11 protein-coding genes are annotated in these 12,976 nt (G+C 57.3%); 5 read left to right on the top strand and 6 right to left on the bottom strand.

What is annotated here, in order from left to right; all coding sequences use genetic code 11:
* Positions 1-9: 9 nt before the first annotated feature.
* Positions 10-150, top strand: a complete 141-nt coding sequence (locus tag AAH446_RS13610; RefSeq protein WP_342907228.1) for a hypothetical protein — start codon at positions 10-12, stop codon at positions 148-150.
* Positions 151-316: 166 nt separating this feature from the next.
* Here the strand turns inward: AAH446_RS13610 and AAH446_RS13605 are convergent, their stop codons facing one another.
* Positions 317-2,035 carry a glycerol-3-phosphate dehydrogenase/oxidase gene (locus tag AAH446_RS13605; RefSeq protein ID WP_342907227.1) on the bottom strand — a complete coding sequence of 573 codons (1,719 nt, stop codon included), beginning with the start codon at positions 2,033-2,035 and terminating at the stop codon, positions 317-319.
* A gap of 319 nt (positions 2,036-2,354) precedes the next feature.
* Here AAH446_RS13605 and AAH446_RS13600 point away from each other — a divergent pair, with 319 nt between their 5' ends.
* Positions 2,355-3,506: a porin gene (locus AAH446_RS13600; RefSeq protein WP_342907226.1), complete on the top strand. Its 1,152-nt coding sequence runs from the start codon at positions 2,355-2,357 to the stop codon at positions 3,504-3,506.
* A gap of 75 nt (positions 3,507-3,581) precedes the next feature.
* Here the strand turns inward: AAH446_RS13600 and AAH446_RS13595 are convergent, their stop codons facing one another.
* Complete coding sequence (locus tag AAH446_RS13595) at positions 3,582-3,971, bottom strand: tautomerase family protein (RefSeq protein ID WP_342907225.1); 390 nt, start codon at positions 3,969-3,971, stop codon at positions 3,582-3,584.
* Positions 3,972-4,109: 138 nt separating this feature from the next.
* Between AAH446_RS13595 and AAH446_RS13590 the strand changes: the two genes are divergently transcribed.
* From AAH446_RS13590 to mug, 3 genes are read left to right on the top strand one after another with little or no spacing between them, the layout of a single operon-like run.
* A complete protein-coding gene (locus AAH446_RS13590) occupies positions 4,110-5,033 on the top strand; it encodes a LysR substrate-binding domain-containing protein (RefSeq protein WP_342907224.1) in 924 nt (307 codons plus the stop codon).
* A gap of 50 nt (positions 5,034-5,083) precedes the next feature.
* The gene (locus AAH446_RS13585; protein WP_342907223.1) at positions 5,084-6,040 is read left to right on the top strand and encodes a beta-propeller fold lactonase family protein; all 957 of its coding nucleotides are present in this window, start codon (positions 5,084-5,086) and stop codon (positions 6,038-6,040) included.
* A gap of 8 nt (positions 6,041-6,048) precedes the next feature.
* The gene (mug, locus tag AAH446_RS13580; protein WP_342907222.1) at positions 6,049-6,567 is read left to right on the top strand and encodes a G/U mismatch-specific DNA glycosylase; all 519 of its coding nucleotides are present in this window, start codon (positions 6,049-6,051) and stop codon (positions 6,565-6,567) included.
* Here the strand turns inward: mug and AAH446_RS13575 are convergent.
* The 4 genes from AAH446_RS13575 to dnaG form a co-directional block, all read right to left on the bottom strand.
* Positions 6,560-7,579: a LacI family DNA-binding transcriptional regulator gene (locus tag AAH446_RS13575; RefSeq protein ID WP_342907221.1), complete on the bottom strand. Its 1,020-nt coding sequence runs from the start codon at positions 7,577-7,579 to the stop codon at positions 6,560-6,562. The genes mug and AAH446_RS13575 overlap by 8 nt on opposite strands.
* 106 nt (positions 7,580-7,685) lie before the next feature.
* On the bottom strand, positions 7,686-8,732 hold the full coding sequence (locus tag AAH446_RS13570; RefSeq protein ID WP_342907220.1) for a Gfo/Idh/MocA family protein: 1,047 nt from the start codon (positions 8,730-8,732) through the stop codon (positions 7,686-7,688).
* Positions 8,733-8,968: 236 nt separating this feature from the next.
* Positions 8,969-10,813 carry an RNA polymerase sigma factor RpoD gene (gene rpoD / locus AAH446_RS13565; RefSeq protein WP_342907219.1) on the bottom strand — a complete coding sequence of 615 codons (1,845 nt, stop codon included), beginning with the start codon at positions 10,811-10,813 and terminating at the stop codon, positions 8,969-8,971.
* Between the two features lie 302 nt (positions 10,814-11,115).
* Entirely contained in the window at positions 11,116-12,852 is a 1,737-nt protein-coding gene (gene dnaG, locus AAH446_RS13560; RefSeq protein WP_342907218.1) for a DNA primase, read from the bottom strand.
* Positions 12,853-12,976 lie beyond the last annotated feature (124 nt).

Raw genomic sequence — 12,976 nt, 5'->3', positions numbered from 1 at the left:
AACCGATCGGTGAGTGAAGAACACATCAATCTAATGCAGCGGATTATCTCTGACAAGGCGCAAGGCGGTGAGGCAAATGTGACCCGTCCCGCAGTTTATTGCCGTTTGTTGACGGTTTATTTAAATTTTGATGGCAAGCTTATCAGATAACGGATGTTTCCGTTCGCTTTATGGCAGCAGGTCAGGATTAAATAACTTATTAATCAGCGGGTAAGGTGAGGTAAGGGAATAGCCTGACGGGATTATCGTTAAGGGGATTAACCTGAAGGCGGGCGAACCCGCCTTGCCGGATAAAGTGCCGGAATTCTGAGTAAGATCACACCTCTGACAGATGAACTCCATGCTCACGCCTGAGCTGCGAGCTGATTGCCGCCCGTTCCTGCTCCGATTGCGCCGCCGTCCAGCCGCGCTCATGCGCGAGCAGCCGGGTAATCTCCTCCACGGCGGGGGCGGTGAGCTGCCCGCTGACGGCAAGCGGCGTGCGGCGGATCAGTAAGTCGCCCGGCGTTTGTACCTGTTCATAACGGATCAGATAGCGCAGCTCATTGCGGCTCCAGTCGGGCAGCGTATGCAGTAGGGCATCCGGCTCGCTGACCATGAACTTCACCATTGCCTGCGCCCGCGTGCCGTAGCGTGAGAGCAGGTCAGCGATCCGCTCCGTCGACAGTCCGCTCTCCCTGCTCAGGGCTTTTATCCAGGCCGGTTTACGCGCCTCGCCGGGGTAATTCCTTCCGCCGCCAATCGCCCGCTCCTTTGTACTGACTTTGCGGCGCTGGCCCAGCAGGTTGAGAACGCGATCGGCCGCCTCTTCACCAAAGCTGCGGAACGTCGTCCATTTGCCGCCGACCAGACAGAGGGTGGTGAAATCCCGTTCACGACCGGGCGGGATCAGCACCAGCGAGTGGTTGCGTGAGATGGCGCCGCTGGTGGCGGCACTGCTCGCGGGCAGCGGACGCACGCCGGAAAAGGTATAAAGGACGTCGCTGTCGCTGAGGGATAAATGAGGGAAGATAAACCTCAGGGAATCGAGAATATAGCGCTGCTCGTCCGCTTCGCAGATGACGCCGTCCGGGTCATCCACGCGGATATCCGTCGTGCCCGCCAGGACATTCCCGTACCAGGGAAAAAGGAGGCAGGCCCGTCCGTCCCGGTTCTCGTAATAGATCATCTCACCATCAAGCATCGCCAGCAGTTCGGGGCTGCGCAGGACCAGATGGGAGCCTTTGGTTCCGCCTATCAGCTTCTGGCCGGCAGCCGTGGGGCTGAGCGCCCCGTTGAGCCGGTCGATCCAGGCACCGGTGGCGTTAACCACGACATGCGTTTGCAGCGTGAACTCCTCGCCGGTCAGCGTATCGCTGAGGGTAATCTTTTCGCCATCGCTGTGCTTCAGGCTGAGGTAATTAAGCGCCAGCGCCTGCGGACAGGCTTGCAGGGTGTCATCCGTCAGCTCAAAACCCAGCCGTTCCGGCGCGGTTATCCAGGCATCATAGTAAGCGGCGCTGTATTTCACCCAGTCCGCAAAGCCGGGCCACCGCTGGCGCGTCGCGGCGGTGTCATTGAGCTGGTGGCGTGGAAGCGCGCCGTAGCGGCCTGACCAGGCGTCATAGAGCGCCAGACCGCTCCTGAGCAGCAGCGCTCCCCGGCGTGAGGGGGAGGCGCCAAGGCCCAGAAAACGCTTACCGGCACCGATCATGCCGCCGCCCCAGCTGTCTACCGGCACCGTGGTCCGCAGCGGGAAGACGCAGTGCGGCGCGTTCTTCAGCAGGCGATTGCGCTCTTCAACCGCCTCTTTCACCAGGCCAAATTCGCCGGTTTCCAGATAGCGCAGGCCGCCATGAATCATTCTCGACAGCGCCCCGCTGGCCGCCTGACACCAGTCGCCGCGCTCGATCAGCAGCACGGGGATCCCCTGTAGTGCAAGTTCGCGGAAGGTACTGATGCCATTGATGCCGCCGCCCACAATCAGTACGGGCGTATGGGAGGTCTGCCGCAGCCTGGCAAGCAGCGCGCTGCGTTCACCAACATGTTCTGCCATCTGTCGCTCCTGAGTTTTACCTGGCGGAAGAAGAGAGGAAAACCAGTATATGTTGTTCAAGTGTTAACTCAAATGGCTAAAAAGGGCCCGGTGGAAAAGTGAACTCCGCCTTATTTATCGGGCGCTGTGCAGGACCATTTTTAACAAAAATAACGCACAAAATGATTATATTCATGAGTAAATGCGTCGGAAGACATATTTGCTTAAGGATTAATTGGCATAACCCCTAAAAAACAGCCATTTATCACGAATGAAAACGGGAGCTCTCAGGGTATTCTTTGCGCGCCCAATAGCGGGCAATCTTTTACTGGTATACATAATGTTAACAAAAATGCGCGTTTTAAGCCGGACCCTTGGTCTGGCACTCTTAGTGGGCGGAGCCTCATTTGCTGCACAGGCAGAAATCACCGTAATCAAGCAGGACCCACAGGCCGGCGATCCGCTGAGCCGTCTTAATTTCACCGTTGGCGGCAGCATCCGTCCCCAGTTCAACAATATGACCGGCGATGGCGATAAGGGATCCTACAAGCGTAACGGCTTTGACGGCGGCTCCCGCTTCCGCTTCAAGGCGGATTATTACCTGTTTGATGATATTAGCTGGGTTGGCTATTACGAACTGGGCGTCAATATTCCGGCACTTTTTAACTGGGATGACCATTACGCGCCGGGCGCCAACGACACCAGCCGTCGCATGCTTTACACCGGCTTGCAGAGCAAAACCTGGGGCAAACTAACCTTTGGTCAGCAGAACAGCGTTTACTATGACGCGGTTGGCGCAAAAACCGATATCTGGGACTACGACATGCTCGGCCAGGCCTCCGGCAACGGAATCAATGGCGACTACGATGGCTCCTACCGCTCGCGTAAGATGCTGAAGTATAAAAACACCTTTGGCGATGCGGATGTGTATGCTTCTTACCTGTTCAGCGACAGCGAATATCTGCCGGGGAACGGCCTGCGCTACAAGCGTCAGGGCGGCGGCTCGCTGGCGGTGGATTATCATCTGACGCCGGATCTGAGCTGGGGCGCGGCCTGGAACTATACCCGTGCGGAGATGCGTAATCCTGGCAACGGCGATGCGAAGCGGTACGATCAGAATATCTACGGTACGGCGCTTAGCTGGAAGCCTGATAGCTGGACCTTCACGCTGGGCGGCGGTTACTACCAGAACTTCCTGCCAACCAAAAAAGTGGATGTGCATAACTACTTTGCTGGTGATGCCTGGGGGATTGAATATCTGGCGGGTTATACCATTCCGGTCAATCAGTATGCGCTGAAGTCGTTTATGCCTTACGTTATGGGCGACCGCCTGGAGTTCGTGAACGGTCGTGACTACCAGCGTATTGATAACGGCGTGGGGATCACCTTCCAGCTGGACTACGGCTTCCGCGTTGACTACGAACACGTCTTCACATCAAGCACCGACAACCTGGGCGATATGAACCTGGTTCGCCTGCGCTACGATTTCTGATAGCGCGCTTTCTCCCCGGTTTATGCCGGGGATTACCTCAGCCCGGCATTATCGGGCTGAGGTGCCGTTAGCTTCTCAGAGCGCGCCGGTCATATACTGCGCCACGCCGTTGCCGAAGCTCCAGTCGCCTTTACCGTTAGTGAAAAAGCTAATCATCACATCCTCCCCGGAAATGCCACAGCTCGCCTTCAGCTCCCGACAAAGCTCGGCCATAAAGAACTGCTTCTGCTCATCGCTGCGCGGACTGGTGAAGACCCTGACCATCACCAGATTGTCGCTGCGCGTCAGGCCCAGCCCGGTATCCTCAAAAACCATCTGATAAGCTTTGTTTTCATGAACAATCTGGTAGCGATCGCGCTCCGGCACGTTGAAGGCCGCCAGCACGGCGCGGTGAGCGGCATCCAGCAGCGTACGCATCTCAGATTCTGAACGGCCCTGAATCACATCAAACTGAAGTAACGGCATTATTTTCCCCTTGAGCGGGCTCCGGCGGCGGATGATGGCAGACGAAGCTGGATAAAAGCGATCTTCACCTTACGCAGAATGAGCGCCGGGAAAAAGCGCTATACTGAAACGGATTATTTACTATTGTGAACAATAAGCATGAAAGATCTGAAGACCGACGCGATGTGGATGCATCTGCACTGGCTGACGGTGCTGGCTGAGCAGGGGAGCTTTACCCGCGCGGCGGAGCGGCTGGAGGTGAGCAAGGCGGCGATGAGCCAGAAAATAAAGGCGCTGGAGCAGCTGGCCGGCGTGCCGCTGGTGACGCGGACCACCCGCACGGTGAGGCTGACCCGGGCCGGAGAGAAGCTGGTGGAGGAGCTGCGCGGCCCTTTCGCGCAGATTGAACAGAGCTTTTTCAGCGTGCGTGATTCGGCTGGCCCGCTGCGAGGCCTGGTCAGGATCACCGCGCCGGTCGCCTTTGCCCGTCAGCAGCTGGTGCCGCATATTACGGCTTTCCTGCGGGAACATCCGCAGGTGCGCATTCAGCTTGAGGTTTCCGACAGGCTGGTGTCGCTGGTGAGTGAAGGGTTTGATCTTGCCATTCGCCACAGCGAGGCGCTGCCGGATACTCACGTTGCACAGCCGCTCTGTACCACGCACGCGCTGGTGGTCGCCTCACCCGCCTATATCGCCCGTCACGGCAAGCCGGAGACGCCGCAGGCGCTGGCGGATCACCAGTGCCTTTATTACCCCAGGGGAACCGAAGCGCCACGCTGGATCTTCACGCCGCGTGAAGCTGGAGGTGAAAGCGTGTCGGTAACCGTCAACGGTCCTTTTGCCACCAACAACAGCGAATCGATCCGGGATGCCGCCCTCGACGGGCTGGGCATTGCGCTGCTGCCTGACTTCAGCGCCCGCACGGCGCTAAGTACGGGCAGCCTGGTTGAGCTGCTGCCGGGCTGGCAGCCGGCGGGCGCTTTTGCTGAGACGGTCTATATCGTCCGCCCCTGGTCGGCTCAGGTACCGCGGGCGGTCAGCAGTTTTACCCGCTGGCTGCGTGAGGCGTTCAGGGCGGGCTGAAAGGTCATGAACTACTGTGTAAGGAGAGCAGAACAGTAAAGGAGGCGTCCATGACCCCGGAAACCCGCTACGGCCTTATCGCCGTTGACAAGCAGGGCAGCAATGTCCTGTTTCTGAATCCAGAAACGTTCGCCGTTGAGCAGGAGCTGAACGCGTTCCCGCCCCGACCGCATGAGTTGCTGATCCTGCCCGATCAGCATAAGGCGTATGTCTCTATCTTTGGCGATGGCGTGCACGGCAATAATCCGCACCCGGGCCATAAAATTGCGGTGATCGATCTGTTCACACGGCAGGTCACCGGCTTTATTGATATCAGACCCTTCAGTGCGCCGCATACCGCCCGGCTCGGGAGGGATGGCTACGTTTACCAGAGCTGCGAAAACAGCGGCGTCGTGTTGGTTATCGACCCTGCCACGGATAAAATCGTTGGCAAAATCGATCTTCCTTCGCACAACTCGCACCGGCTGACGATCCTTCCCTCAGGCCGTAAGCTGTTTACCGAAAACGAAGAAGATGCTTCCGTGACCGTGCTGGAACTCCACGCAGGGCAGGGTAAAGTGGTGGATAATGTCGCCATGCCAGGTGCGATTAACGGCATCGCGGCGTCGCCGGGACATCCCTATATTGTGGCAACCGACAGCCGCCAGCCCCTGCTCTACGTGCTGGATGCGCAAAGCCATCAGCTTCGTCAGACGCTGTCTTTACCGGGGCATCAGAAGGCGTGTCAGATCGTGCGTTACAGCGACGATGGCTCACTGCTGGTGGCGGTCGGCAACGGGGAGCCGGTCATCAGCCTGTTCGACGGCGATCTTAAGCCGCTCGGCGAGGTGAAGGTGGGCAACAAACCGATGGATGGCTGCTTCAGCCCCGATAACCGTACGCTGCTGATTGCCAATGAGGATGACGGTACGCTGAGCGTGATTGACATCGCCAGCCTTCGCGTCGTGGCCACGCCGTCGGTGGGGCGCGGCTGTGAAGTACTGAGCTATTTTGAATTACCTGACTGAGAAACAGAATGGATGAGATAACAGAACATACGATAGCGGACATCCTGACGCCGGGGCTGCGGGTGGTGTTTTGCGGCATTAATCCGGGAAAGTCCTCCGCCCACACCGGCTTTCATTTTGCCCACGGCGGCAACCGGTTCTGGAAAACGATCTGGCAGGCGGGCTTTACTGCCCGTCAGCTCAGGCCGGAGGAGGAGAGGCAGCTGCTGGATACCGGCTGTGGCATCACCATGCTGGTGGAGCGTCCGACGAAAGAGGCGACCGAGCTTTCCGGCCCGGAACTGCGTGAGGGCGGCCGGGCGCTGCGGGAAAAAATAGACCGCTGTCAGCCACGGGCGCTGGCGGTGCTGGGCAAGCAGGCGTACCAGCGGGCCTTCGGCGTCAGTAAGGTGGACTGGGGCAGGCAGCCGCAAAGGCTGGGCGAAACCGAGGTGTGGGTGCTGCCTAATCCCAGCGGGCTTAACCGCGCCTCTCAGGAGGCGCTGACGGCCGCTTACCGGGAGTTGAATGAGGCGCTGATTAAATAATATTTTCTGGTGTATGGATCGTAAACGCCACTTTGCCCGCGCTGTAGAGATCCGGGACTTCACCGCTGTCCAGGTAATTTATCATCAGTTCGATGGCAAGTTGCGCATGCTGGCGGGCATTTTGATCCAGCGTCAGAGAGAGGGTGTCCGCAGCCAGCAGCGTCCGCGTGTTAGCAGAGAGTTCATGGGTAATAAATACGCATTTTCCTGCGAGCCGGTGCCGCATCAGCGCAGCGTCAATTTCACGGTTCCCCTGACCGGTATTGTAAATACCGGCCACGTCTCCGGCGCGGGCAAGCTCCGTTTCCAAAAGCCTGCTGATGGTTTCCCGTCTATCCTCTCCTGCCAGAACTTCACGCAGCGTAACGTGCGGAAAACGCGCTGTCAGGACATCACGAAAACCCCGAATACGCTCCTGATGCGCCCGGTAATCCGATCGTCCACTGACCATAATGACCTCCCCGGGGCCGCTGACCATTTTACCCATCAGTAGACCAGCGGTGCGTCCAGCCTGAAGCTGATTGATGCCCACATGACAGAGGCGTTCGGCACCGGGGAGATCGGTCACGAGGGTGATAACCGGTACGCCACGGGCTTTACAGAGCGCCAGCGCTTCATGCACAACCGGATAGTCATGAGCATACACAATCAGTCCGTCACTTGTGGCGCTGCTGGCCGCAATGTGCGCCGCCAGCTTTTGCGGCTTCGTTTCCGGAATAAAGGTACGGCGCAGCGTCAGCCTGCGGTGGCCCAGGCCGGTAGCCGCCTTGCTGAAGTGGTCGCTGAGCTGCCTGAAGAAATACGAACCATTACCGCTCAGCAGCACTTCAATTTGCCAGGGGTGTCGGTGCTCCTCTGGCAAAATGCGTTTCAGTCCGCTTTCCCGTGCGGCCTGCAATACCTTTTGCGCCGTCGCGGGTAAAACTCCGCCGCGTTCGTTGAGGACGCGATCCACCGTTGCCACACCAACGCCCGCCCGCCGGGCTAACTCATCAAGGGTGATTTTTTTCACCAACCGCTCCGCCAGAGAAAATTCAAAATGCGTATTCAGCCAGTCTAGCCGGACGGGCGGGGTAGGCAAAATAACGATGAACGCTCAGTAACGTTCAGCGGACAAATTAAGAAGGGCTTTCCGGACGTTCTTCATTAAATATAATGCCCAACTGCCGACGGACTTCATCCATGGTGGCCAGCGTTGCCAGCGAAGCGGACAGCGGACGAACCGGCGACGATTGCCGTCCCTGATGAACGCACCAGGCGAAGTGGGCCGCTTCATGAGACAATTGCACGTAACGGTTTGCTGCCTCTTCCCAGCGCAGGGTTTTGCCGTGCTGGCTTGAGCGCAACGTAAAGCCGCCCGGCGCGTAGAACTGTCCGTCTGTCTCAATACTGGCATCGCGTCCGCCGATTATCGCCCGGCCCGGCGTATTGCTGAACAAGGTAGTATTAAGCACAGAATGCATGCCGTTCTCATGAGTCAGCAGCATTGAAGCCTGGCCGTTAACCCCGCTGTGCGCCGTTTGTCCTTTTGCTGTTACCGTTTCCGGCGCGCCAGCCAGCCGGATGCTAAAGGCGAGCAGATAGCTGCCCAAATCCAGCATCGTTCCCCCCGCAAGGTCAGGATTAAAAATGCGGTGATCCGGCGTGAAAAATTCGCCATGGTCAGCGATCAATGTATGCAGCTCCCCGAGCACGCCGTCCTCAACCAGCTGGCTCAGCACGTCATACTTTGGCAGAAAGTCGCACCACATCGCCTCCATGCAGAAAACGCTGTGCGCTTTTGCCAGAGCCTGTAGCGCCGCACCTTCAACAGCATTCAGCGCCAGCGGCTTTTCTACCAGTACGTGTTTGCCAGCTTTGAGCGCACGGCTGGCATCAGGAAAGTGATGATTATGAGGTGTGGCGATATAGACCGCATCCAGATTGGGCATCGCCAGCATTTCATCAGCGCTGTCAAAGGCATGTGGAATACCCCACTCTCTGGCAAAGGCGTTGGCGCGCGCTGCTGAACGCGACGCCACGGCGACCAGCTGCTGTTGGGTCTGCTCGCGCAAAGCCTTCGTGAAGTGCGCGGCTATCCAGCCTGGTCCGATAATCCCCCAGCGGAGAGGTTCAACGCTTTGTGGATCGATCACGCGGGGATGGGGTAGCGAGGAGGGAAACATAGAAACTCCTTGGACAGGTTAACGTTCGCTGCGGGTCGCTTCACTATAGGCAGGAGATAAAAAGAACGTTAGCGCTTTAATGATGGAAAACCCTCAACCGCTATCTGCCGGAGTGAAGGCTATTTTTGTTACAGGGACGTTAGGCGGGCAGGAGAAAAGGCGGGGGCGCTGAAAAAACAAAGCCCCGGCTTTTCAGCCAGGGCTTTATCAACAACCGCACGGGTCGGGTGAACGGATTAATCGTCCAGGAAGCTGCGCAGCACTTCGGAGCGGCTTGGATGGCGCAGCTTGCGCAGCGCTTTCGCTTCGATCTGACGGATACGCTCACGCGTCACGTCAAACTGCTTGCCCACTTCTTCCAGCGTATGGTCGGTATTCATATCAATACCGAAGCGCATGCGCAGCACCTTGGCTTCGCGGGCGGTCAGGCCAGCCAGCACGTCGTGGGTGGCAGAGCGCAGGCTTTCCGAGGTCGCTGAATCCAGCGGCAGCTCCAGCGTGGTATCTTCGATAAAATCACCCAGGTGGGAATCTTCATCATCACCAATTGGCGTCTCCATTGAGATCGGCTCTTTGGCAATTTTCAGCACCTTGCGGATTTTATCTTCCGGCATCAGCATCCGTTCAGCCAGCTCTTCCGGTGACGGCTCACGGCCCATCTCCTGCAGCATCTGACGCGAGATACGGTTGAGCTTGTTGATGGTCTCAATCATATGCACCGGAATACGGATGGTGCGCGCCTGGTCTGCAATGGAGCGCGTGATAGCCTGACGGATCCACCAGGTGGCGTAAGTTGAGAACTTATAGCCACGGCGATATTCAAACTTATCAACGGCTTTCATCAGACCGATATTGCCTTCCTGGATCAGATCGAGGAACTGCAGGCCACGGTTGGTGTATTTTTTGGCAATGGAGATAACCAGACGCAGGTTAGCTTCCACCATCTCTTTTTTCGCCCGGCGGGCTTTCGCTTCACCGATGGACATGCGGCGGTTGATGTCCTTGACCTGCTCGATAGTCAGACCGGTTTCTTCTTCGATCTGCGCCAGCTTTTGCAGGCCACGATGCACGTCATCCGCCACGTCGTTCAGCTTTTCTGACCATGGCTTGTTCATCGCCAGCGCGGCTTTGAACCAGGTTTCGCTGGTTTCGTTGCCGGTGAACAGGGTGATGAAGTTCTTTTTCGGCATCTTACAGATTTCAACACAGAGCTTCATGATGAGGCGTTCCTGGGTACGGACGCGGTCCATCATGGTACGCATGTTGTTCACCAGGAAGTCGAACTGCTTCGGCACCAGGCGGAACTGTTTAAAGACGTCGGACAGATTCTGGATTTCGGCAACGGCATCAGCGTGGCTGCGGCCCTTGGCTTTAATGACCGTACGGGCTTTCTCGTACTGAACGCGCAGATCGTTAAACTTCTCGCGCGCCAGTTCCGGATCGATGCTGTTGTCATCATCAGAGCTGTCGTCGTCGGACTCTTCATCCTCGTCGTCGTCGTCGTTGCGCTCGGCCTCGGAGAGTTCAGAACCTACGTGAGTCGCCGTCGGCGCTATTTCCGCCTCTGCATTGGGATCGACAAAGCCGGTGATCATATCTGACAGGCGCGCTTCGCCCGCTTCGACGCGATCGTACTGCTCAAGCAGATAGGTGATGGCTTCAGGATATTCAGCAACGGAACACTGTACCTGGTTGATGCCGTCTTCGATGCGCTTGGCGATGTCGATTTCGCCTTCGCGCGTCAGCAGCTCAACGGTACCCATTTCACGCATATACATGCGCACCGGGTCAGTTGTACGTCCGATTTCCGATTCAACGCTGGATAAGACTTGAGCAGCCGCTTCGGCAGCATCCTCGTCCGTATCTGAGCTGTTTTCGTTCAGCATCAGATCGTCGGCATCAGGCGCTTCTTCCACAACCTGTATGCCCATGTCGTTGATCATCTGAATGATGTCTTCGATCTGATCGGAGTCGACGATATCTTCCGGCAGATGGTCATTGACCTCGGCATAGGTCAGATAGCCTTGCTCCTTACCACGGGTGACAAGCAGCTTCAGCTGTGACTGCGGGTTTTGCTCCATAAGACGGTATCCACACTTCTGTTAAATTAAATGGTGTTGGTCGGCTAAGTTTAAGCAGCCAACAATAACAGTGAGGGCATTGGTTTATTGCCGCTGCCCGTCGCGGCGGCTGCCAGGCTTAACCTGGCGTCAAATCGGCACTTAAGCCGCGGATATTCTGTCAGAAGCGCACTAATGGCATGCGGCCCGTCCGCAGACGCGGGTCATTGACCCAGGCTGCAAAGGTTTTCGCGGTCCGTTAATTGACGGCCACGCGATGCGCTTCTTCATTGTCTTCATCTGCCGCCAGGTCTCCCCGACGATTACTGTTTCTTCAGTGCCTGGCTGAGCGTCCAGAATTCCCGGCGCTCACCGGCATTGAGGCCATGCGTGCGATCGCGGGCGATTAACTCTTCAAGCCTGCGCTCCAGCGCCGCGTCGTACATGCTGGCCAGGGAGTCTTTAAACATGGTTTCCACTTCATCATCTACGATCATGTGGTTCCATGTGGCCAGAGTTTCAAGGCTCTGACTGAATTTTGTACCGCGATAAAGCTCCAGCAGCTGTCCTGTGGTCAGGCCAGGGTGCGCGACGCATGTCCCCACCAGCTCCACAAAAAGCGGGAAACCGGCCAGCTCCGACGACTCCAGCCCTTCCAGCGAGGGCACCATAGCGGCAAGCTGGGGATTCTGTATCAGCAAGCCAATCAGGATCCGCATGGTGGTGCGCTTAAGCTGCGGCTGCTGGGGCGGTTTTGCCTTTTCCCCCAGCTTAGGCATCAGCTTATCAAGCTGATTGTCGTCCAGGATGCCCAGCTTATTACCAAGCTCCTGACGCAGATAGATGCGCAGCGTTTCACCGGGCACCTGGCTTATCAGCGGCAGCGCCAGCGTGCTGAGCTGGGCGCGACCGTCGGGCGAACGCAGATCGACCTGAGGCAGCAGCGTATCAAACAGAAACGCAGAGAGCGGCATTGCCTGCTCCATCCGCGCTTCAAACGCCTCTTTTCCTTCCTTACGCACCAGCGTATCGGGATCTTCGCCGTCGGGCAGAAACATAAAGCGTAGCTGACGACCGTCATTCATGTAAGGCAGCGCGGTTTCCAGCGCCCGCCATGCCGCTTCCCGACCTGCTCTGTCGCCGTCATAGCAACAAATAACGTTATCGGTTGTGCGGAACAAAAGCTGAATATGCTCGGGCGTGGTGGAAGTGCCCAGTGACGCCACGGCATAATCGATGCCGAACTGCGCCAGCGCCACGACGTCCATGTAGCCTTCGACCACTAGCAGCTTCGCGGGTTCCGGGTGATTCTTCTGCGCTTCATACAGGCCATACAGCTGGCGGCCTTTATGAAAAATATCGGTTTCCGGGGAGTTAAGGTATTTAGGCATCGCATCGCCAAGGACGCGTCCGCCAAATCCGATTACCCGACCCCGTTTATCATGGATCGGAAACATCACCCGTTCGCGAAAGCGATCGTAACTGCGGCCCTGTTCATTGGTGACCAGCATGCCAGCATCAATTAATGACTGCCGGTTATCCTGATTGCCGCTAAATCGCTTCAATGCGTTGGCAGGCGCAAAGCCTATAGAAAAATGCCTGATAACCTCATCACTGAGCCCGCGCCTGGCGAGATAATCGCGCGCGCCAGCCGCCGGGTTTTCCTTAAGCGACTGCTGGTAAAACTCACTGACGCTGGCCATCAGCTGGTAGAGGTTCTGGCGTTGGTGACGCTCCATCTGGGTCGGTCCGGTCCCGCTTTCATACGGCACCTCCAGCCCATAAAGCGTAGCTAACTCTTCGATACTTTCCACGAATTCCAGACGATCGTAGTTCATCAGGAAATCGACAGCGTTACCGTGAGCGCCACAGCCGAAGCAGTGGTAGAACTGCTTTTCGCCGTTGACGGTAAAAGAGGGCGTTTTCTCATTATGAAAGGGACAGCAGGCGTGATAATTTTTGCCCTGCTTTTTCAGCTTTACGCGGGCATCGATCAGATCCACGATGTCCGTGCGCGCCAGCAGATCATTGATAAATACACGCGGAATGCGTCCAGCCATAAATCCCCTTCATCTTTCAGCACCTGACGGCGTCGGCTGCCTTTGCGCCTCCGGGCTGCTTATCCGGTAAGCAAGCGCAGAGCCGCGCTGTTGCCGTCCCACCCGGTCCGGAAAAGCGTGGGGC

It is taken from the genome of Erwinia psychrophila, assembly GCF_039023475.1.
Taxonomy (GTDB): Bacteria; Pseudomonadota; Gammaproteobacteria; order Enterobacterales; family Enterobacteriaceae; genus Erwinia.
The sequence above is the reverse complement of the archived record's forward strand: the minus strand, read 5'-3'. Positions and strand labels throughout refer to the sequence as shown.

Coding starts and splice junctions, on each gene's coding strand:
- AAH446_RS13605 (WP_342907227.1), bottom strand. CDS start 2,035: ATGGCAGAACATGTTGGTGAACGCAGCGCGCTGCTTGCCAGGCTGCGG.
- rpoD (WP_342907219.1), bottom strand. CDS start 10,813: ATGGAGCAAAACCCGCAGTCACAGCTGAAGCTGCTTGTCACCCGTGGT.
- AAH446_RS13570 (WP_342907220.1), bottom strand. CDS start 8,732: ATGTTTCCCTCCTCGCTACCCCATCCCCGCGTGATCGATCCACAAAGC.
- AAH446_RS13600 (WP_342907226.1), top strand. CDS start 2,355: ATGTTAACAAAAATGCGCGTTTTAAGCCGGACCCTTGGTCTGGCACTC.
- mug (WP_342907222.1), top strand. CDS start 6,049: ATGGATGAGATAACAGAACATACGATAGCGGACATCCTGACGCCGGGG.
- AAH446_RS13595 (WP_342907225.1), bottom strand. CDS start 3,971: ATGCCGTTACTTCAGTTTGATGTGATTCAGGGCCGTTCAGAATCTGAG.
- AAH446_RS13590 (WP_342907224.1), top strand. CDS start 4,110: ATGAAAGATCTGAAGACCGACGCGATGTGGATGCATCTGCACTGGCTG.
- dnaG (WP_342907218.1), bottom strand. CDS start 12,852: ATGGCTGGACGCATTCCGCGTGTATTTATCAATGATCTGCTGGCGCGC.
- AAH446_RS13585 (WP_342907223.1), top strand. CDS start 5,084: ATGACCCCGGAAACCCGCTACGGCCTTATCGCCGTTGACAAGCAGGGC.